This window comes from Culturomica sp. (assembly GCF_003524185.1).
Lineage (GTDB): Bacteria > Bacteroidota > Bacteroidia > Bacteroidales > Marinifilaceae > Culturomica > Culturomica massiliensis.
The window spans coordinates 15,276-38,200 of sequence record NZ_DOED01000017.1 but is presented as its reverse complement, the minus strand read 5'-3'; the positions used below and the strand labels follow the sequence as shown (position 1 = coordinate 38,200).

At 41.7% G+C, this 22,925-nt stretch carries 16 protein-coding genes; 6 read left to right on the top strand and 10 right to left on the bottom strand.

All coding sequences use genetic code 11. The features are described from left to right. Positions 1-20: 20 nt before the first annotated feature. Positions 21-920 (bottom strand): ParB/RepB/Spo0J family partition protein, encoded by a 900-nt coding sequence (locus DD657_RS07280; protein ID WP_021987519.1) that lies wholly within the window; start codon positions 918-920, stop codon positions 21-23. Between the two features lie 55 nt (positions 921-975). Continuing rightward, positions 976-1,758: a ParA family protein gene (locus tag DD657_RS07275; RefSeq protein WP_021987518.1), complete on the bottom strand. Its 783-nt coding sequence runs from the start codon at positions 1,756-1,758 to the stop codon at positions 976-978. A 229-nt stretch (positions 1,759-1,987) separates the two neighbouring features. Between DD657_RS07275 and DD657_RS07270 the strand changes: the two genes are divergently transcribed. The 6 genes from DD657_RS07270 (at position 1,988) to gap (ending at position 9,735) form a co-directional block, all read left to right on the top strand. Next, positions 1,988-4,033 (top strand): BatA domain-containing protein, encoded by a 2,046-nt coding sequence (locus tag DD657_RS07270; RefSeq protein WP_287049266.1) that lies wholly within the window; start codon positions 1,988-1,990, stop codon positions 4,031-4,033. A 3-nt stretch (positions 4,034-4,036) separates the two neighbouring features. Further along, positions 4,037-4,744, top strand: a complete 708-nt coding sequence (locus DD657_RS07265; RefSeq protein ID WP_068690341.1) for a DNA alkylation repair protein — start codon at positions 4,037-4,039, stop codon at positions 4,742-4,744. Positions 4,745-4,821: 77 nt separating this feature from the next. Further along, positions 4,822-6,690: an ABC-F family ATP-binding cassette domain-containing protein gene (locus DD657_RS07260; RefSeq protein ID WP_287049264.1), complete on the top strand. Its 1,869-nt coding sequence runs from the start codon at positions 4,822-4,824 to the stop codon at positions 6,688-6,690. Between the two features lie 79 nt (positions 6,691-6,769). After that, positions 6,770-8,116: a tRNA lysidine(34) synthetase TilS gene (gene tilS, locus DD657_RS07255; protein WP_287049262.1), complete on the top strand. Its 1,347-nt coding sequence runs from the start codon at positions 6,770-6,772 to the stop codon at positions 8,114-8,116. A 340-nt stretch (positions 8,117-8,456) separates the two neighbouring features. Continuing rightward, positions 8,457-8,591, top strand: a complete 135-nt coding sequence (locus DD657_RS07250) for a hypothetical protein (protein WP_287049260.1) — start codon at positions 8,457-8,459, stop codon at positions 8,589-8,591. A gap of 139 nt (positions 8,592-8,730) precedes the next feature. Further along, positions 8,731-9,735, top strand: a complete 1,005-nt coding sequence (gap, locus tag DD657_RS07245) for a type I glyceraldehyde-3-phosphate dehydrogenase (protein WP_068692213.1) — start codon at positions 8,731-8,733, stop codon at positions 9,733-9,735. A gap of 61 nt (positions 9,736-9,796) precedes the next feature. On the opposite strand, the gene DD657_RS07240 is transcribed toward gap, so the two are convergent. From DD657_RS07240 to DD657_RS07205, 8 genes are all read right to left on the bottom strand, one after another. Beyond that, positions 9,797-10,120 carry a hypothetical protein gene (locus tag DD657_RS07240; RefSeq protein WP_287049257.1) on the bottom strand — a complete coding sequence of 108 codons (324 nt, stop codon included), beginning with the start codon at positions 10,118-10,120 and terminating at the stop codon, positions 9,797-9,799. A gap of 501 nt (positions 10,121-10,621) precedes the next feature. Beyond that, on the bottom strand, positions 10,622-11,899 hold the full coding sequence (locus tag DD657_RS07235; protein ID WP_021987510.1) for a M64 family metallopeptidase: 1,278 nt from the start codon (positions 11,897-11,899) through the stop codon (positions 10,622-10,624). Between the two features lie 81 nt (positions 11,900-11,980). Next, entirely contained in the window at positions 11,981-13,897 is a 1,917-nt protein-coding gene (locus DD657_RS07230; RefSeq protein WP_021987509.1) for an MGH1-like glycoside hydrolase domain-containing protein, read from the bottom strand. Between the two features lie 32 nt (positions 13,898-13,929). Beyond that, positions 13,930-17,064, bottom strand: a complete 3,135-nt coding sequence (lacZ, locus tag DD657_RS07225; protein WP_484054560.1) for a beta-galactosidase, LacZ type — start codon at positions 17,062-17,064, stop codon at positions 13,930-13,932. An 84-nt stretch (positions 17,065-17,148) separates the two neighbouring features. Next, entirely contained in the window at positions 17,149-17,751 is a 603-nt protein-coding gene (locus tag DD657_RS07220) for a LysO family transporter (protein ID WP_287049254.1), read from the bottom strand. A 114-nt stretch (positions 17,752-17,865) separates the two neighbouring features. Continuing rightward, positions 17,866-18,129, bottom strand: a complete 264-nt coding sequence (locus DD657_RS07215) for a LysO family transporter (protein ID WP_021987506.1) — start codon at positions 18,127-18,129, stop codon at positions 17,866-17,868. A gap of 98 nt (positions 18,130-18,227) precedes the next feature. Next, positions 18,228-19,799: a RagB/SusD family nutrient uptake outer membrane protein gene (locus DD657_RS07210; protein WP_287049251.1), complete on the bottom strand. Its 1,572-nt coding sequence runs from the start codon at positions 19,797-19,799 to the stop codon at positions 18,228-18,230. 27 nt (positions 19,800-19,826) lie between these two features. Continuing rightward, on the bottom strand, positions 19,827-22,910 hold the full coding sequence (locus tag DD657_RS07205) for a SusC/RagA family TonB-linked outer membrane protein (RefSeq protein ID WP_287049249.1): 3,084 nt from the start codon (positions 22,908-22,910) through the stop codon (positions 19,827-19,829). Positions 22,911-22,925: the final 15 nt, after the last annotated feature.

Below are 22,925 nucleotides of genomic sequence, written 5' to 3'. Positions count from 1 at the left end.
TTATTTCTCCCGCTTATCCGTTAGCCTTCGATTTTATCCAACAACTCTATTATTTTTTCCAGTTCTTCATCAGACTTAAAAGAAATAACGATTTTTCCTTTTCCGGCCTCGTTCCGCTTCAATTCTACTTTCGTATCGAAACGACGGGACAAATGTTTCTGTAATTCGATATAATCTCCCAGCTCATTTTTTTGCTTCCCTGCTTGCGGAGCATCCGTTTCCGGTTTTTCAGGCCGCGGATTGGCCAACTCTCGCACAATCTCTTCCACTTTCCGTACAGAGAAATCGTACTTCAGAATCTGCTCGAAAATCATAAACTGGGTATCCGGATCCTCTATATTTATAATGGCCCGGGCATGCCCCATACTGATTTTTTTATCCCGTATCGCCAACTGTATCTGTGCCGGTAATTTCAATAAACGCAAATAATTGGCAATAGTTGCCCTCTTCTTCCCCACACGATCACTCAATGCATCCTGTGTCAGACTGCATTCATCCAATAAACGCTGGTAACTGATAGCCACCTCAATTGCATTCAGGTCTTCCCGCTGAATATTCTCAATCAAAGCCAGCTCCAACAAGCTTTCATCTTCTGTCTTGCGAATATATGCAGGTATCGTCGTCAAACCGGCAATCTTAGAAGCCCGGAAACGTCTTTCACCGGCAATAATCTCGTATTTTCCCTCTTCTACCGTCCTTACGGTAATGGGTTGTACAATCCCTATTGATTTTATGGAAGCCGCTAACTCATTCAATGCTTCCTCGTCAAATTCCGTTCTCGGCTGAAAAGGATTCGGACGGATATCTTCCAATTGCAGCTCTTGAATAGCCGACACAGCCTGAACCCGGGGTTTCGGATCTTCTGCCGCATCTGTTATCAAAGCACCCAAACCCCTTCCTAATGCACTTTTTTTCACCATATTCAAAATGTTATCGCTGTCAGAACAGCATTAGAATATTAACAAACAAAACGTCTCAGTTCTTTACCTCATTGCTGTTTTTATCCAGCAATTCTTTTGCCAAATTCAGATAATTCACCGTTCCCCGGCATTCTGCATCGTAAAGAATTACCGGTTGACCGTAACTCGGAGCCTCGGCTAATTTGGTATTCCGCTGAATCATCGTTTCAAAAACCATATCTTCAAAATGTTTTTTGACTTCTGCAGCAACCTGGTTGGATAATCTCAACCGGGCATCGTACATCGTCAATACAAACCCTTCTATCTCCAGGCTTGTATTCAATCGTTTTTGAATGATCTTTATCGTATTCAACAATTTACCCAATCCTTCCAACGCCAGATACTCACACTGCACCGGAATAATTACCGAATCCGCAGCAGTCAGAGAATTTACCGTAATCAATCCCAACGAAGGGGAACAGTCTATTAAAATATAATCATAGTCATCACGGACAGAATCAAGAATACCGGATAAAACCTTTTCCCGGTTTTCAAAATTCAACATTTCCAACTCCGCCCCGACCAAATCAATATTCGAAGGTAACAAAAACAAACCGTCAATTTCAGTCTTCAAAATTGCTTTCTTAGGCTCCAGACCGTCCACAATACATTCATAAATTGTAGAACTGTCCAGTTCTTTCAGCTCATATCCCAACCCTGACGTCGCATTCCCCTGTGGGTCGGCATCTACCAGCAAAACCTTTTTTTCTAATACAGCCAAACTTGCCGCCAGATTAACGGAAGTCGTCGTTTTTCCTACACCACCTTTTTGATTAGCAATAGCAATAATTTTAGACATAAATGACCATTTTATATTATGTCGTAAAAATACATATAAAAAGCAAACCTTACTGTTTTTTGCCTGATTTTTTAATAACAACTCCTGCCTTTTTACTAACAACCATTATTAATACGTTATATTTCAATAACATACAAATCAGCACGCTTCTCTTCTGAAAATCCGGAATACCCTTCATCCAAAATACAAAATTGTTTGCTAATTTTATGCCGCTTAAACAAGGAAAAATATGTTGCTGGTGATTCATTTCTTATATCCTGAATTTTTATACGGTCTTTTCGCTCTATCCATACCGATTATCCTGCATTTTTTCAGTTTTAAGAAATATAAAAAAATATATTTCAGCAATTTCAATTTTCTGGCCTCACTCCAACAACAGAAAAAAAACAGTTCCAGGCTAAAGAATCTGTTATTGCTACTGTTACGCCTGACCGTACTGGCTGCGATCGTCATTGCATTTGCCAATCCCTATTCCGCAACCCGCACTGTTTCTGCCGGCAACAACGGCGAAAAGCCACAAGTCGTCATATACCTGGACAATTCATTTTCAATGTCAAACACAGGAAGTAAAGGAATATTATTGGAAGAAGCCAAAAAACAAATATTCGATATTCTCAATACCTACCCGCCCGGCATATCGTTTACCCTGTTGACGAATGACCCTCTGCAATCGGTCAATAAAACAAAAGAGGAAATCCAGACCGTTACAGGAATTGTCAAAACGACCTCCCGTAACAAGAAACTTTCCGACTTATTCAAAGAAGCCGGAGAAATAAGTGCCGGAAAAAGAACAACATTTTTCCTGCTTTCCGATTTCCAAACCCGCAATTGCGACTTTCAGAGCATCTCTCCCGATTCATTGATAGAACCGGTATTTCTGCTGTTGGAACCGGAAAACCGGAATAATCTCTACATAAAAGAGGTATCTTTCGATCAGGCTTTCCACAAAAAAAATCAAAACGATAAAATTTCAATTCACCTCGTCAATTCATCCCCGAAAGATTTTAACAACGTACCAGTAAGCCTGACCATCAATGACAAGAAAAAAAGCATCAGTAAAGTAAATCTTCCAGCAGGAAGCGAACGATCCGTTGAAATCAGTTATTTAAATACAGAAAACGGCTTTTATAAAGGCTGTGTAGAAATTACCGATTTTCCATTGATATTCGACAATACATTCTATTTCAGCTATAAGATCGACGATAAAATCAATGTCCTCTGCATCGAACAGGACAAACATTGTCCCTATTTCGGAAAACTTTTTTCCGACACTTCATCCTATTCGATCTCCTATGTCAATATCAACCAAACGGCAAACATCGATTTTCAAAAATACAATCTGATTATCCTGGACAGGCTTTCAACCACCTGGACAGGCCTGGAAAGCGCACTCGAAAATTATGTCATTGCAGGAGGAAACCTGCTATTTTTACCGGGAACAGAAATTTCAGCCAACACCTTGAATCAATTACTGCAAAAAATACATGCCCCGCAATTCGGCAAAGCCGATAGTAACACAGTGATCGCTCATCTGGAAAGCGAAGCCTTCCTTTTTAAAGACGCATTCGAAAAACAGGATAAAAACACGACCTTGCCTTCCGTCAACCTTTTTTACCCGTTGCAAATTACGGCAAACAGCGAAAAATTACTGACGGACAAAAAAGGGAATACGCTGTTTTCGGCCTATACCTACGGTAGCGGAAATATATATACTTCAGCTTTTTCCTTCGAACCGGAAAACAGCGACCTGGTCTTCCATCCGCTCTTCGTACCTCTGCTGGTAAATATGGCTTATAACATCAACTCAAACCTAAAAAACTCATGGACGATTCATTCCGATGAACGCATTGTCATCAACGGTAAGAACTTGCCGGACAATACCCCGTTGAAAATTACCGGACAACATTCACAATTGGAGTTCATTCCGGAAATCCGAAAAGACATCAGTGGTAATCTGATATTACAAAACACCGAAAACCTGGAAAATGCCGGTCTGTACGAAGTCATCGCCGGAAACCGAATCATCGATGTATTGGCTTGCAATTTCGACCGCACAGAATCCCAACTGCATTTTTGCAACCTGCAGGAATTACAAAAACAATTTCCCAAAGCCCGGGTAGAAAATATCAAAACGACACAATTCGACCGTAACAGCGAAATTGTAAAAGAAATAGTCTCCGAAGACAATAATAAATACCTGACTCGCTGGTTTCTGCTCCTGGCAGTAATCGCTCTATTGGCAGAACAATGGGTATGGAGAAGAAAATTACAATGACCAATGAACATCTACGAAAATATAACACAAGAATTACGGCAAGCCGGTAGTCCCGACAAAGCCGCTCATCTTTCCCGTTTTTTCAAAACCGGAAAAGGAGAATACGGAGAAGGCGACCGGTTTATCGGTGTCACAGTACCCCGGCAAAGGAATATTGCCCAGAAATATACAGACGCTGATTTCAGTGTACTTGAAAAACTGATCCGTTCTCCCTGGCACGAAGAACGTTTGACGGCTCTGCTGATTTTAGTGTACAAATTTCATAAATGCAAGACAGAAGAAGGCCGGAAAACCTATGTCGACTTCTATATTTCCCATACGGAATATATCAACAACTGGGACCTGGTCGATCTGTCCTGTTACAAATTACTGGGCGAATGGTTTATGGGCAAAGACCGGTCCTTATTATACGAATGGGCAAAATCAGAACATCTGTGGCAACAACGCATCGCAATGGTTACCTGCATGCATTTCGTCCGGCAAGGGGACTTCAAAGATTGTCTGGCAATTGCAGACCTGCTTTTGCAACATCCGCACGATCTGATACAAAAAGCCGTCGGCTGGCTACTCCGGGAAACCGGTAAAAAAGACGAAAAAACGCTGGTGGATTTTCTGGCATCCCGTTACTCTAAAATGCCCCGGACGATGCTCCGGTATGCCATCGAACGTTTCCCGGAAGAAACGAGAAAAAAATATCGTATAAAAAAATAGCCCTTAAAATTCCAAAAGCCGTAAAAATTATTGATCCGGCACAGTAACATGACAATTTATCACAAATTCTTTATCTTATGATTAGTTTCTTACAGGTTGAAAATCTCAGTAAACGTTTCGGTGAACAATTATTGTTTGAGGGTATCTCTTTCGGTATCGGAAAAAATCAGAAAACCGCCTTAATCGCCAAAAACGGTATGGGGAAATCCACCCTGTTACAGATTATTGCCGGCAAAGATATACCTGAAAGCGGAAGTGTCATTTTCAGAAACGACATATCCATCGGATACCTGCAACAGAATCCCGATTTAAACGACAACAATACGATTTTTGAAGAAGTTTTCAGTTCCGATTCCCCGATACTCAATATTATCAAGGAATATGAAAAAGCGATTGCAACAAACAACCTGAAGCAACTGGAACTTCTCATTCCACAGATGGATGCCCAATCAGCCTGGGACTATGATACGACAATCAAGCAAATCCTGTCAGAATTGAAAGTCGATACCTACGAAAAAAAAATCGCCAATCTTTCCGGAGGACAGAAAAAAAGAGTCGGATTAGCTAAAGTACTGATCAGTAATCCCGATTTTCTGATACTGGACGAGCCGACAAACCACCTGGATATCGAAATGACCGAATGGTTGGAGAATTACCTTGAAAAATCGAATACAACATTACTCATGGTTACCCATGACCGGTATTTCCTGGACCGGGTCTGCTCCAATATCATTGAAATAGATGATTTCGGTATTTTCAATTATGAGGGAAACTATTCTTATTACCTGGAAAAAAGGGCTCAACGGATAGCAACACGAAATGCTACCATCGATAAAGCCCGGAATTTATTGCGTACCGAACAGGAATGGATGCGCAGAATGCCACAAGCCCGCAGCCATAAAGCACAATACCGGATCGATAACTTTTATAAGCTTCAGGAAACAGCTTCCCAGAAAACCGATGAAAAAAAACTGGAACTGGACATAAAAGGACAACGGTTAGGGAAAAAAATACTGGAATTGGAACACATCAGCAAAAGCTATGAAGACCAATGCCTGATTGACGACTTCTCCTATAAATTCGTCCGGGGTGAAAAAATCGGAATTGTAGGAAAAAACGGCGTCGGAAAATCCACTTTTCTGAATATCATTACCCGTAATCTGGAACCCGATCGGGGAAAAATCGACATAGGAGAAACCGTCGTTTACGGCTATTACAAGCAATCAGGCATCGAATTTTCTGAAACAGACCGGGTCATCGACATTGTAAAAAATATTGCCGAACGAATCGATTTGGGCAACGACCGTATCATGTCGGCCTCACAATTTCTGGAATATTTCATGTTTACCGACAAACAGCAGTATTCATTAGTAAGCAAGCTTAGCGGAGGCGAACGCCGACGTTTGTATCTGCTTACCGTTTTGATGAGTAACCCCAATTTCCTGATTCTGGACGAGCCGACAAACGATCTGGATATTATCACCCTAAACGTACTGGAAGACTACCTGCAAAGCTTTAAAGGCTGCTTGCTGATCGTATCCCACGACCGCTTTTTTGTAGACAAAGTAGTCGACAGGGTATTTGCTTTTGAAGGGAACGGAAAAATCAAAGACTTCCCCGGGAATTATACCATATATAAAAACCACAAAGAAGAAGAGGAAGAAGAAAAACAACGGGCAAAAAAACAAACACCCAAAGAACCCAAGTCCGCTCCGTCAGACAATCTCTCCAAAAAAAGAAAACTTAGCTTTAAAGAACAACAGGAAATGCTCCGATTAGAGCAAGAAATCGAATCCCTGACGAATGAAAAAACAGAAATCGAGTCTGCACTAAGCTCCGGCAGTCTTTCTACAGAAGAATTAGTCCGGAAGTCAGAACGTATCAGCGAAGTGATAGCCTTACTCGACAAAAAAGAAATGCGCTGGCTGGAACTTAGCGAAATATAAAAATTCTTCCTATATTTACAGAAGACCGAAAGGCTCACTTGTTTATTTTAACGTTTCAGACATTCAGATACACAATACCATGCGGAAGATTATCGAAAATTTTCTGGAAAAATACCGTATTCCGGCATCTGCCGGATTTCTGATCGCCGTTAGCGGCGGTGCCGACTCCATTTCCTTGTTGCATCTTTTCAAATACATGAATTTACGGATTCAGGCACTTCATTGTAATTTCGGATTACGGGGAAAAGAATCCAACATGGATGAACAATTCGTCAAGCGGTTTTGTGATAGCTACGGCATTCCATTAAGTGTAAAAAAATTCGATACCCTCGGATATGCCCGGCAAAACAGTCTGAGTATCGAAATGGCTGCCCGTGAACTGCGCTACAACTGGTTCCGGGAAATGAAAGAAAAGAAAAAAATGGACTATATCGTCACCGGCCACCATGCCGACGACCTGGCAGAAACGGTACTGATTAATATGTGCAGAGGTACCAGTATCAAAGGTTTGACAGGTATCAAGCCCATAAACGGCGACCTGCTGCGCCCCCTGCTCGATTGTTCCAGAACCGATATCTTACAATATATACAAGACAACCAATTGGGTTACCGGACGGACTCAACCAACAATTCCCTGGATTTTGTCCGGAACAAAATCAGACACCGGATTATTCCCGTATGTAAAGAAATCAATCCGGCATTTTTAAATGTCATCCGCGAAAACTGTGAAACCTTAAAAGAAACGGAACAAATCTACCGATATGCCATCGGGCAATTAAAAACGCAGGTCATGGAACATCAGGGAGAAGAAATACTGATACATATCGGAAAAACATTGGCCACTCCGGCCCCATGCACATTACTTTACGAACTTTTGACTCCTTTCGGGTTCAACAAAACGCAGATCAGAGACATATTCAACAGTCGGGACGCCTTATCCGGAAAACAATTTCTTTCCGAAAATTATACACTCGTAAAAGGCAGAACCTACTGGCGCATGTTTTGTCACACCACCCAAACGGTAACGAATATCGAAATTCCAAAACCGGGAGAATACACAATTAACGATAAACATTACCGATTCGAAATCATCCCCCGAACACCGGATTTCCAAATTCCGGACGATTCATCGATTGCCTGCCTGGATGCGGATAAACTCGGCTTCCCCTTGAAAATCAGAAATTGGGAAAAAGGAGATCGCTTTTGCCCGCTCGGTATGAAAAAACTACAAAAAAAAATAAGTGATTTTTTTATCGACCAAAAATTCAGCACCAAACAAAAGAAAGATTGCCTTCTCCTCTTATCCGGGGAACACATTGCCTGGGTGATCGGACATCGTCCGGACGAACGCTTCAAAATTATTTCTGTTACCCAAAACATCCTGAAAATCTCCGTATCGGACAAAACGGCAACGCAAAAAACGTAGCAAACGGATAGACATTCCAAAATACAAATAAAAAGAGGCCGAAGCCTCTTTTTAAACACACTAACAATAAATTTACTACACTTATAAAGCAATATATTCCTATATCGTGCTACAAATATAAAAACTTAAAACGTTTGCACAAAACATTTTTAAGAAAAAAAAGGAAAAAACTTACATTTTTTTGAGAAACAGAAGTATTTAATTATAAGTTATTATCTACTCTTGGCCTTTTTCTATTTCATTTAATTCTATTTGCAAGCCAGAAGCATACCCTGCTATTTTTAATTTTGATTTTTATTTCTACCTTTGTGACTATCATTGTTTTAAAACTTATCTGATCATGAAAAACAAAAAACGGATTATATACATCCTTATTTCATTACTTTTAGCCGGTCTGCTTTCATCATGTGCCATCGACCGTAAATGTCCGGCTTATACTCAGGCTCCTGCAAACACGATTTCATATACAGTCTGAGCTTAAAAACGACAGAATTGATTGTAATCGTTTGAGTTAATTTTTCTGTCGGTTTTAATTCCTTTATGCATATAATAAAATGCTTTATTATAAATTTGAGGAAAATTTTGAATTTGTATCACCTAATAAAACAACGAAAATGTCAAAAATTAAAGTTGGTATCAACGGATTCGGACGTATCGGACGTTTGGTATTCCGCGCTGCAATGGGCAGAAATGATATTGAGATCGTAGGTATTAACGACCTGATCGATGTAGACTACATGGTTTATATGTTGAAATACGACACGATGCACGGTCGTTTCAACGGAACCGCAGAAGCAAAAGACGGCAAATTGGTTGTTAACGGCCAAGCTATCCGCGTAACTGCAGAAAAAGATCCGGCAAACCTGAAATGGAATGAAGTAGGTGCTGAATACGTTGTTGAATCAACCGGTCTTTTCCTGACCAAAGAAAAAGCTGAAGCACATATCAAAGCCGGAGCAAAACGTGTTGTTATGTCAGCTCCGTCAAAAGACGATACCCCAATGTTCGTAATGGGTGTAAACAACAAAAAATATGCAGGTGAAACTATTGTATCCAATGCATCTTGTACAACCAACTGCCTGGCTCCGTTAACCAAAGTTATCAACGATAAATTCGGTATTATCGAAGGTTTGATGACCACAGTTCACGCCACAACCGCTACCCAAAAAACAGTTGACGGTCCTTCTATGAAAGACTGGAGAGGTGGTCGCGCTGCTGCCGGTAACATTATCCCTTCTTCTACCGGTGCCGCAAAAGCTGTAGGTAAAGTTATTCCGGAATTGAACGGTAAACTGACCGGTATGGCTTTCCGGGTTCCGACATTGGACGTATCTGTTGTAGATTTAACTTGTCGTTTGGCTAAAGAAGCATCTTACGATGAAATCAAAGCTGCTGTAAAAGAAGCTTCTGAAGGTGAATTGAAAGGTATTCTGGGATATACTGAAGAAGAAGTCGTTTCTTCTGACTTCCTGGGAGATGCCCGTACTTCTATCTTCGATGCCAAAGCCGGTATCGCTTTGAATAAAAACTTCGTGAAACTTGTTTCCTGGTATGACAACGAATGGGGTTATTCAAACAAAGTATTGGAATTGATCGTTCACATGTCTACCGTTAAGTAACAGAATTACCACAACGAAAATAAAAAAGGATACTGGTTTCAGTATCCTTTTTTTGAAACACTTACATCGGTTTCCCGGAGATTATTTCTATCACGGAGTGATTAAACTCCAAGCCCCTGAAAATGTACCAAATTTCATATTTACCCGGTAAAAACGGCATATTTACATAAGTCATAACGTTTAAGTTCATAAATCTCAATGAACTCTGCCCCTCATTCAGCTCAGCATCGCTGTATTTTACCATCTCTTCATGCCTTTGATCCCGCATCTTTTTCATCTGCTCACAAACATCAGGAGAAAGTGGTATCTTATTTCCTTCTTCTTCATCAAAAAGTTTCCCCGAAACGATCTTGTTCTGACTTACAATTCTTACATAGAACACCATGTCGTCCCGATACGCTTACCGACATCCTATCCGACCAACTGGAGGAGAAGCAGCGCCAGAAAGAAACCGTACGGAAAATGCAGGCAGACGGCATTCCCCTGACCAAAATTGCCGACTACCTCGGATTGTCTCAATACCAATTAAAAAAATAATCGGGAATTTGGAAGGTCAAAAGGAACAGGCAGACTGATTATGCATCACATCATCTCCTAAACACAATATTTCTACGAATCCGGACATTTCCCTGCATGAGAAAAGCCTCAGAGCCAATGGGCAACCAGAACAGATAAAACTCATTCATTTGTCCAGATACAATAAACCGGGGTTGTGATAAAGCACACCCCCGATTCAAAACACAGCCGGATATACGTTCATATAAATTGCAAATTGTAAATTGCCAGGCAACCTGATTCGTTATCAGATTTTCTAATCTAAAATCGTAAATCGTAAATCTAAAATTAAAAAGGTCGTATTCCAACGTTTTTATCTATATATTTTCCATTATTTACACAAAAAATCGATCTGTTTCTGAATAGCATGTGTACACACCGGACAGAACTGATCTGTTTTATGCAAATTATTCATCAGGCAGTTTTGCCAGGGCCGGTAAACACCTTTTTGTACGTATCCCCCGCCTTCATATACCCCTAAAGCCTGCATATCCTTTGTATTCAGCGGAGTCGGTATTTGTGTTTTAGCATCCAGCATACGGTACCAGTCTTTTCTCTCAAAATCAACCAATGTTGTCAGATTTTCTTCCCACGGTTCGACATCCAGCGGATACATGTCATTATAAGAAACATTCCCTACATATTCATCTCCCAATCCCAACAATACGTGCCCGAATTCATGTACATAAATTTTTCCCGTACGGGTCGGATGATGCGCCGCACTGATTCCATAAAAATTATAAATACCTCCTCCTCCGTATTTTTGGGTATTTGATAAAATATAGATATAATCATAAGGAACATGAGCTGCAATATCCCGTACATTCTGGAAGTCTTCCACCATTTGATAACGTTCCGAATCAAATGTATAATAAGCTCCCTTTAAAGCCGTCCTTCTCCAGATATGTTCCCCCGGTATGGTCACACCGCTTTCTTCTGACGGAGCCCATACGGCACGGATATTGAAACGGGAAGCATTTTCTTTATAAGGTGAATAGGTGAAAAATTCCCCGGCAAACGTATTGCACGCTTCCATAAATTTCTCTTTCTCGTTGGCAGAATATCCCTCCGGCAACAAGACAATATCCACCCGGTGTTCCGGATTCCCATTGTATCTTACCTCGAAAGTCTCGTATTTCGGAATAAATTTTCTAATAAAATAACTATTTACCCGAATATCATATTCGAATTTTTTCTCAAATTTTCCTTTCTTGTTTCTGGCATATAATTCCAATTTCACATCTTTTTTAGGAAACGGGAACACTACGGATTCCGGCATACATTTGGATGTTTCCATCGCCTCGGGAGTCGTTTGCCACTCATTAAAAAGTGTACAATACGAACGGGAATAGAGCAACTCTCCACTAGCGGCATCCCATATCTTAAACATCTGATTTCCGTAACCGGAATCATCGATCAAAGAAGTCTTGGAACCGGCCCAATAAGGCTCTTCTATCAACTCGTCAAAAAAGTAATTTTCAGATTCCTGATTTCCGCAATGATAAAAATCAAAACGCATTGTCTTATCCTGAAAATACTTATCGAACTGCGCATCGGCAGAAAAACTGACAGCCCATGCAAAAAACAAAGAAAAAAGGAATTTATTCATAACGTTACAATTGATTTTCAGCAAAAATAATGATTAATATGAATAAAAAAGAGATTGCCGCGAGACAATCTCTTTTTAACTTTATTTTTTCCCATACTCCCAATAAAGCATCAGCAAGTGTGCCGAAGACCAACTGAAATGAGGGGCTTTCAAAAGTCCTCCGTCATGGGTTCCGTAATTTTCATGAATAGGAGCTCCCTCCGTCAGTCCCTGCAACCGGGTAAACACCTGATCGGTATATGTATCCGCTTCTTTTATATAGCCATACTTCCGGATACCGGAAATACCGAAATACACCTGATCCAACCAAATCGGACCTCTCCAGTATCCTTTCGGTAAAAACTTCGGGTGATCGGCAGCCAAAGTCGGGAAAGGTATATAAGTCGAAAACTTACTGGTATCTGCAATGATCTTCATGGCAGCCTCCACTTGTTCTTTGGAAGCCAGCCCCGTCCATATCGGCGTCCAACCTTCAGGTCCTTCCACCCTTACCAAATCTCCGTTCAAAACCCGATCAAAGAAATAACCTTGTTGCGGATCGAAAAAATAAGTCCGGATTTTTTCACGATAATCGGGCTCCTCAAAGCTTTCACCGATTATTCCGGCCATCTCTTGTAAAAGCTCGTATTCATATCCCAGATAAGCATTCAAATCGACAGATTCCTGATTAAAGCTCCAGGCATTCTCAGCATTCCGGACCATAGTGGCCTCGTCAAAGCGAACCGCATTATCCATACCGCTCTCCCATTTAGCGGCTTCTTCGGTTCCGTCAGTTGCACCGAACTCACAAATACCGTTCCGGTCATGATCCCGGTATTGATACCACCAACGGTAATATTTCAACAATTGAGGATACATTTCATGGATAAATGCCGTATCTCCCGTATGACGAAACACTTCCATCACAGCCCAGGCTGCCAAAGGCGGTTTGCTATCGCGATAATTATTTTCACGTTTATCGCTATAGATACAATCGGCTATCATTCCGTACTCATCCTGATAATCGAACATGGAACGAATTTGATTCTTTGCCAATTCAGGCTCAAAATGTACGGTTGCAACGGCCTGTTTCCAGGTATCCCAAGCCCAAAAGCCGACAAAATATCCAACGGCATGTGAAGGCACCATTCCGTCATGCAGCATATCTCCCTTACTGCTCCGCCAATTAGCCAAAAGCGTTACCATCGCCTTCACGGCTACGCGGTCATAAGCAGCAGGCATATCTGTCCGCAAAACACTGGAAAGGTAATTGTTCCATCTGCTGCAATGAGCCGCCTTTTCGGCTTTTATGTTTTCCAGGATTGTTTCAGCCACCGGTAATCCGGCTTCCATTTCCTCCTTCGTATTAAAAAAGGAGAAAACAGCCGCCCGCACATCGGCAACCTGCTTAAATGAAGCTTTATATACGGAAGACATTTGCATCAATTCCGCATCGTTCTGAAAAGTCACCGCAGCAACTTCTCCCCGAGGCAAATAAATGATCAGACTTTTATCACGGACTTCCACCGTATCGTCTTCATCCCAAAGTTTCCCCTCGAAAAACCAGTCGATCTTCCGATTGCTTTCACATACGAGCAAGGCATGATTCTTATCTGTAAAAAAGAGCCGCTGAACTATGCGGATATCCGAGAAACTACTCTGCATATACAGTTGTCCCGGGAAATAAGCCATACTGTCAGCCTGAAAAGCTTCCGGTGAAACGACTTTGCCGTTATCAATAAATCCCGGTCTTACCAATGAGCGGCTTAACCAATGACGATTATCCAAATCGAAAGGACCGCAAAATCCATTCGTAAATTTCTCTGCCGTCGGGAGCGTAAACCCCATCCAGGCACCCTGATCGGTAAACCAACCGGCCCCTCCACGAATTGTTTCAGGCGTGTAATTGATGTCCAAAATGTTCGGATACTTCAGGGCCTGTTCTTCTTTACAAGCTTCGTTACGGCAACATCCGAACGCTGCTAAAGCCACAAACCCAATCCACCAGAATTTTTTCATTGCATTTATTTTTTAACCTAACTATTTTATTTCTACTTCCCGTAGCCTTTTTTAGAAAGCTTTAAAGGCTCGTCTCCGGACCGTAAAGGTACGATCGTAAAGGAATAATGCTTATTATCCGGAGTAATCGTATATTCTGGATGCGTTTGCGCTCCCCAGGATGTATCTCCGCCGACCCCCATCTGCTGTAAATCGATATTGAACCATACCATATCCTGTTTCAGGATACTCCCGCCGTGCTTTCTTTCAACATTCGGGCTAACATGCATAATATCCTGCATCGGGAAATTCCAGGCGCTCACATTCAATGGTTGTGCCCCGATAACCAATATCCCATTTCCGTCATTATTCCGTAAAGCACACCAGCGTACATCCGACTTATTGGCCGTTTCCTGCGGGCGCACATAAGGATGAAATTGCTCCCACACCGTAGCTTTATATAAATCGATATCGGCAGAAGACTTCCGGTCGAAATAGTTTTCATGCGGTCCGCGTCCGAACCATGTCATCTGATCGTATTCACTCTGCAATATCATCCGCATCCCGTAACGAGGCATTTCAGGCAAAGCCTTCTGTCCGGCCAGAAATACATTGTCGACATTCACGGCTCCGTCTGCATATACAGTATATACGACCTTATACACAGAAGCCTGTTCCGGCATCCGATAAACAGCGGATACAATCACCCGGTTACCGGAGGAATGAGTTTCCAGTTGCTGCAAAACCATCTCCTTACCTGCATTCAGCCAGGTCCCACACCGTTGCATCATACGATTGGCAACATCATTATCCGTTTGTGCCCGCCAGAAATTAGCGCGCAATCCTTCTTTCAACATTTCTTTCCCGTCATATTTCAATCCGGTAAGGTCTCCGGTTTCTTCCGAAAAACGAACTTCAAAAGTCGCACCGGAAACCCGGATTTGCTTATTCTCCTTCGTCAAAGCCAGAGTGCCTTCAATTGCAGGTGCAACAGGTGCCAATACCTCCACCGGCAATAAGAATTGTTCACTGGCTGCCAGATGACCTTGAGGTACAAGGTCGGTTGCTTGTTTGGTACGGGCCTCAAGATGTAAGAAATATTCCGTACCGGCCAACGGTTGTAAAACGGGTAGCGGCAGTTCCACTATTGCAAACCCGTGAGGTTGCACCTCCGGTACATTTAAAACACCTTGTGCTACCACCTTTCCGTCAGCTTTTATTTTCCAGATAAAATCGTAGACACCGGAAGTCACAAAATCATTCCGGTTGGTTATTTTCAGACGATTGGGCTGGAAAGGCTCACCGGCGAAATGGATGCCCTGATACACCTTTTTCACTTCCCAGATATGGGGATGTAAGAAACGGTTGGCAGCAACCAATCCGTTAGCACAGAAATTAGAATCGTTTTTCACGCCCACATATCCCATATCACCGCCGTATCCCCAGATCGGATTCCCGTTTTTATCTTTTATAGCAAAAGTTTGGTCAACCCAATCCCAGATAAAGCCCCCCTGCAATTGATCGTACTTGTATACAAGGTCCCAATAATCCTGCAGATTTCCGACACTATTTCCCATTGCATGTGCATACTCGCACAAAATCAATGGTTCCAAACGTCTTTGATTGGCATGTTCGCGTAAACGCCATATCCGGGCATACATCGGACAATAAATGTCGGTCGCGCCTTCACGGCCCGAACCTTCATATTGTACCGGACGAGTCGTATCCCGTTGTTTGGTCCAGTGATACGTTGTTTCGAAATGCTCTCCGTAACCGGATTCATTTCCCAAAGACCAGGTAATGACGGATGTATAGTTTTTGTCCCGTTCTACCATGCGGCTCATTCTTTCCATAAATGGAGTTATCCACTCCGGAGTAGTTGCCAATGTGCCGACTTCAGTATCTTCCATACCGTGTGACTCCAGATTGGCTTCATCAACCAGATAAATACCATATTCATCGCACAATTCGTACCACTCTTCTATATTCGGATAATGACTGCAACGTACCGCATTGATATTGAATTGCTTCATCAAAGTGATATCGTGTAGCATACTTTCATAGCTGACACTTCTTCCTTTATACGGATCGTGCTCATGACGATTGACCCCTTTGATAAAAACAGGCACCCCGTTCACCTGCAACATGCCGTTACGGATTTCCACCGTCCGGAAGCCCAAGCGATGAGCCACAGATTCGGTCACTTTACCCGTAGGATTCAACGTATTGATTACCAATGTATACAATTCCGGCGTTTCAGCCGTCCATCTCCGGGCATCCATCACCTTTTTCGAAAATACATGCAAGGTATCCGAAACGGATTTTACTGCCGATTTTTCCGAAAAGATCACCCGGTCCTTGTCCAGCAATTTCACTTCAAAAGCAGTCCCCGGTGTCAGTCCCCGTTTTTCAGCCATTACTTTCACCTGAAAATCCCCGTTCCGGTAATTATCTACCAATTGCTGTGAAATTTCAAAATCACGCATACGCGACAACGGACGGGCGATCAGCCATACGTCACGCTCAATACCGCTATATCTCCAATAATCCTGACATTCAAGGTAGGAACCGTCACTGTAACGATATACCTCTACAGCCAATTTATTTTTTCCCTTTTTCACCAAGCGGGTAATATCAAATTCCGCCGGTAAACGGCTGTCTTCACTATATCCGACAAATTCCCCGTTTAACCAGCAATAAAAAGCCGATTCAACACCGCCGAAATGTAAAATAATATCTTTACCCGTCCAGTTTTCAGGCAATGTAAATTCCCGGATGTAAGATCCGACAGGATTATAATCTGCCGGGATATGAGGCGGATTTGCCGGGAAAGGATATTTTGTATCCGTATATATCGGAGCATCGAATCCTTGTAATTCCCAACTTCCCGGAACCTCTATCTTGTTCCATCCTTTGGTCTTAAACCCTTTTTTATAAAAATCCTGCGGACGGCTGGCCGGATTTACGGAGTATTTAAATTGCCATATACCGTTTAGGGATACCCGCGAAGCAGCCTTCCGTTCCTTAGCAACAGCATCAGCCTCTTTGGTATAGGGAATAAAATGAGCATGCATCCGCTCCCGGTTTATTTGATTAACAGCCGGATTTTCTCTTTCCATTCCTGTGTACTGCGCTTTTCCGACAAAACAAGACAGTAGAACCCATACAATGAAGATATATCTTTTCATCTCAAATCCATTAAAAATTACAACATCTATCCCATTATAGCAACTTTAGGTCGCCATTCTATATATTTTCCCAGTTGATAAAAATCAGATCGTACAAAAAAAAGTAACCAGAAAAGGTACGGTAAAATCTACCGTTATACCGTGAAAAATCGATACAACGACAAATTCCTTACCTGAAGTCTGGGTGATAATCGGTAAAGTCGTATCCATTGTCGTCGCTCCTCCCACAGATATAGGCGCCAGTTTCCCAAAGTAACGCACCAAAAAGGGGGCAGCCAGCAATGTCACCAACTCCCGGATAATATTGGAAGCCAAAGCGATTGTCCCCAGCTCGGCTCCCTTATATTGCGTAATAAAAATAGAAGACAACGAATAGTAACCAAATCCGGAACCTACAGCCAGGCAATCAGTCATGCTTCTGTGCTGCAAGAAAAAGCTAATCAAGGCAGAACCGCCCAATGTTCCCAGGATTGTTCCCAGCGGAACCAATGCAATTCTTATGTTTTGCTGCCGCAATGCCCGCAATGCTTTTTTATCACTTCCAATACTGACACCTACCAAAAACATCAAAACATACAAAGCATACAAAGTCGGATCATTTTCCGTAATAAAACCCGGCATCTCAACAAATCGTCCGAGTACAACTCCCAGTACAAAAAAAGTTACTATAATTAAACTTCCTAACATATATTCCCCACGTTTAAAACAATTCCTCTGATTCAAATGACGAATGAGGATTTCTTTTCTAATTGATGACTTTTGACAATGATTATTTCTTTTATTGCCAATTCGTAATCTTTTTTATTTTGAAAAATAAAATTTATAAATCCCCCAGGCACACAATACACTCCCGACAATAGCTCCGAATGTAATAACCAGAGCATCTAAGCCTATCGTATCCAGATTATCCATAATCTGATCGTTTGTACCTACACTCAATCCTAACAAAAACAATAAGGCGAATATGGCAAGAGTAATCAGTTTCTGAACAAATTTCAGATTTTTCTCCCGGAACAAATATCCCAACAGGATACCACTTACCATTAATCCTATTACTATCAGCATAATTTCAGTATGACGTTATATAAAACGCACGCAATTTACAATTTTTTTTAAAAAGTGGAATGCCCCAAAAGCGGGACATTCCACCCAGCCTAATCTAACTATTTTTTTATCTGTCCATTTGAATCAATCTCACCTTGCGGAGTAAACAGGAAGTTATGGCGCGAGGGATCGAATCCGGTACGACTGACAGCTTCCAGTGCTGACTTCACTTTTCCCCAACGGCGTAAATCATAGAAACGGTAGTTTTCCAGTGCAAATTCTACAATACGTTCGTGTTCGATCTGTGCTCTTACTTCTGCCTGAGAAGAACCTTTCATTCCCGGCATATTGGCACGAGCCCTCAATTCATTAATGATCGGCTTAGCCAATTCCGGATGATTTTGCTCATTCAATACCTCTGCCCGCATCAACATCACATTAGCATAACGCATCAACATGATATTCATTGCCGTTTCGTCAGGCACCATTGCAGATGCATCTATTGGAATAAATTTCCTAAATACCGGCTTATTATAGGCCGTCGTTAAATCAGGATAATATTTACCATCCGTACCCTTTTTCCATTCACAGAACCAGTAATCATAGTTTTCTCCCATGACTTTACCATTATCATCATTGAAATAATCATCCTGAAAAAATAAAGTAGAATACATACGGGAATCATATCCACCCAAGGTCGAAACTTTTCCTTCTTTTTTAAACTCTTTTACCAATCCGTCTGAGGGTAAAATACCTTCCCAACCGCCAAGTTCCTCCGAAGCAACCCAATAGTGCATCTGATGCTTATAATAAGCATTTCCGGAAGTTACCGGTGAAAACTGAATTTCAAAAATAGATTCGCTTGAATTCTCATTCGTTCCGTTAAACATTCCCAACCATTGGTTCATCGGTACCAAGCTATAACCTACAAAATTTTCAGGTTTCAATGCCTCTGCAGCCGCTGTCAGAAATTCGTCTCTCCGAGCCGTTTCTTCATAAGAACGGGTCAAAAGAGCATATCCCAGATAAGCATTTGCAGCAGCAGAAGTTGCCCGTCCTTTATCGGAAGTCCCACGTGTCATCGGTAATTTAGAGGCTGCATATTTGAAATCCTTCACGATAAAATCCCAGGCATAATCCCGAGGAGATAAGGCTTTATCGATATCTGCCTCAGAAGTGATGTATTTTTCCCGTACAACGATCTTTTCCCAATTCAATAACAATTTCATGTGATAATAACCTCTCATAAAGCGGGCTTCGGCAATAATACGCTCCTGCATTCCTTGTTCAAATACGGCAGGGTCCATAGCTCCGACTTTATCTATTACCTGATTGGAATAACTCAATCCCCAATAATTATAATTCCATAAATAAGCAGGAAGGCTGCTACTGGCATTGTAGGTAAAATTAAAAATAGAGGTCATATAACCATAACCGGAAGCTCCGGGGCCCATGGAAATCATATCTTCCCGGAAAGGTTCCAAAGTATAACCGTATTCGTGAAATCGCCATCCGCCTCCATTATATAACTGCGAGTAAGCGGCCGACAAGCCGGATAAAGCTGCCTCCTGAGTTGTCCAATAGTTACCGGAAGTCGATTGATCTGGAGATTCAACTGACAGAAAATCCTCACATCCGGACAACCCTAATACCAGCAAAGGTACATATATCAGATTTAATATTTTTTTCATATCTATCGATTTTATAAGTCCGTTTAATTAAAATGTCACCTGCAATCCGAATACGCACGATTTGGTAAACGGATAAATACTACTGTCGATACCGGTATTCAATACCTCTTCTTGAGCAAATTCTGGATCTACACCACTGTATTTAGTCCAAGTCCATAAATTATCTGCACTTACATATACCCGAATCTTCTCCATATTGATTTTGTTCAACCAGGCTTTCGGCAGAGTATAGCCTAACTGTATCTGACGTAAGCGGATAAAATCTCCGTCTTCCAGAAAACGATCCGACTCGCGCTTATTTTGGTTCGGGTCACCCAATACGGCACGCGGCATATTGGTATTCCGGTTTTCAGGAGTCCAGGCATTTAAGGTCGAAGAGAACATATTATAGATTTCATCCATACTTTCCGATCTTACCCGGTTGTAATTGTATATTTTATGGCCCCAACCGCTACCGAATAAAGCTGAAAAATCAAATCCTTTATATTCAAGGCCTAAGGAAAGGTTAGCTTCTACTTTCGGCGCACCACATCCCATAGCCACTTTATCAGCTGCATCAATCTCTCCGTTTCCATTATTATCTTTAAAACGGATATCTCCCGGTTTGGCATTCGGCTGAATCAGCTTACCGTCTTTACTATGTGCATATACTTCCGCCATGTTCTGGAATATACCGTCCGTTTCATACAGATAAAATGTTGCTATTGCCTTGCCTGATCTGGTTTGTGTTGCACTGTAACTACCGTATAAGATCTGATTTTTATTTGCCATCTCTTTCACTTTATTTTTCATGAAAGCGATATTAAATCCGGCATTCCAGTTTAATTCACCCCGGCTTTCCCGATAATTGATATCCAATTCGATACCGGTATTCTGCATCGTTCCCACATTCAAGGTTGGGTCTCCAATACCGGCAGAAGGAGCCAGCACTTTCGGGATCAACAAATCCCGAGTCTTATTATTGTAATAATTCACATAACCGGATAACTTACCGTCAAACAACGCATAATCTAAACCGATATTCATTGACTCACTGGTTTCCCACTTAACTCCCCGATTCTCCATCATATTGGCTATAGTAGCAACCCAAGGGTTTTTACCGGTTCCTTGTACATATCCCAGACTTCCGCCGTTTCCTTGCGTCATCAACGCCAAATATTCATAAAGTTTCAAGCGTCCTTCATTACCCAATTGTCCCCAGCTTCCTCTTAATTTCAAATTGGAAATAATTGTATTTTTCGGGAAAAATTCTTCTTCACTGATTCTCCAGCCTACAGCCACAGAAGGGAAGGTTGCCCATCTAGACTCAGGTCCGAATTTAGAAGAACCGTCGCGACGTACCGTTACCTGTAACAGATAGCGATCGGCATACGAATAATTGATACGTCCAAAATAAGATAAACGATTATATTCAGTCCGAGTTCCTTCACCCGTATAGGTACCGCCAACTCCTGCATTCGGAGTATTCCAGTTCGGATTCGGGAAACCAGCCGGTTCATCCTTTCCGTCCACTGTCGTTTTTCCTTCTACATTTAATCCATCATAACTGCTCCTATCCATTTGAACAGAAACACCGACCATAGCCGTCACAGCATGCTTTCCAAATTTATCATTAAATGTTATATAGTTATCAATCACTTGGCTTTGCCAATAAGTACGTTTCTCATATACATAGGGATATAGGTCTGGTTGTGTCGGACTGGCAATATAATCCGGTGCATTTTCATAATACTGTGTATTCGTTCCATTATAGTAGTATGATGTCTTAAATTGCAACCATTTTGTAAAATTAGCTGCTACCGCAAAACTAGCTACCACATCCTGTACTTTTGTTTTATTATGTCTGAAATGTGCATCCGCTACAGGATTCCGCGTAGAAGCCAAACCGTCTGTCGTACTGGCTATACCATAACCGTATTTCTGTGTCGGATCCAACACCGGAGTCAAAGGACTGGAACGGTAGACTTCCGATAAAGCAAAATCAGGATTATTGTATTTTTTAGCTGTGTAAGCTAAATTAGCCGAAATATCAAAAATTGATTTTTTCGTATTAATCTTCATACGTCCATTCTGCATCAAGAAGTCATTATCCAAAACAATTCCCTGTTCATCGTAAACATTAGCTGAAATAGAGAATTGAGTTACATCTCCACCTCCTCTGACAGAAACACTATGGCTTTGAGCAAAACCAGTACGGAACACTTCGTCCTGCCAGTCGGTATTGGCTCTGGGATCTTTGGTTACATACCCCGGCATGGGCTTCTGAATCGGAGCATATTTATTGTATTCGTCATGCATCATTTTTCCCAATTTCCGGAAACCTTCAGCATCCAGCATATCGAAAAGATTGGTCACTTTTTTGATGGAAACATACGAATTGATATCGACTTTCACCTCTCCTTTTTTACCACTTTTCGTCGTAATAATCACCACTCCGTTAGCAGCAACCGATCCGTAAATCGCTCCGGCAGCACCGTCCTTCAAAATCTCCATAGATTTGATATCCTGAGGTGCCAAAGTTGAAATATCTCCGGGAAAACCATCAATAATATATAAAGGCTCACTGCTGCCATAAGTACCGACACCCCGAATCTTTACAGAAACACCCTGTCCTGCCAAACCGCCGTAACGGGCCACACTGACACCCGGTACCTGTCCCTGCAAAGCTTCTGCTGGATTAATTGTCGATTTATTAGCCAACGTTTCCCCATCGACGGAAGCAATCGCACCGGTCAAATCACTTTTTTTCAACGTACCGTACCCGATCACCACCACTTCTTCCAACTGCTCTATATCTTCCAATAAAGTGATTTTAAGATTGTTCTGTCCTGTTACCGGAACTTCCTGTGTTTTATAACCGGTAAAAGACACGACCAATACGTTTCCTTTATCCACGATCAATTCAAAATTACCGTCAATATCAGTAGCGACACCGTTAGTCGTCCCTTTGATCAGGATATTTACGCCGGGAATTGTGATTCCCTTATTATCAACCACCGTACCCTTCAACGAATAACTTTGCGCCATTGCCCCGAAAGGTATAAACCAAACGAGCATCATAAGCAGTACTTGTTGCAAGTACTTCATCTTACCTATTGCTTTATTTTTCATGCTATATTATTTAGA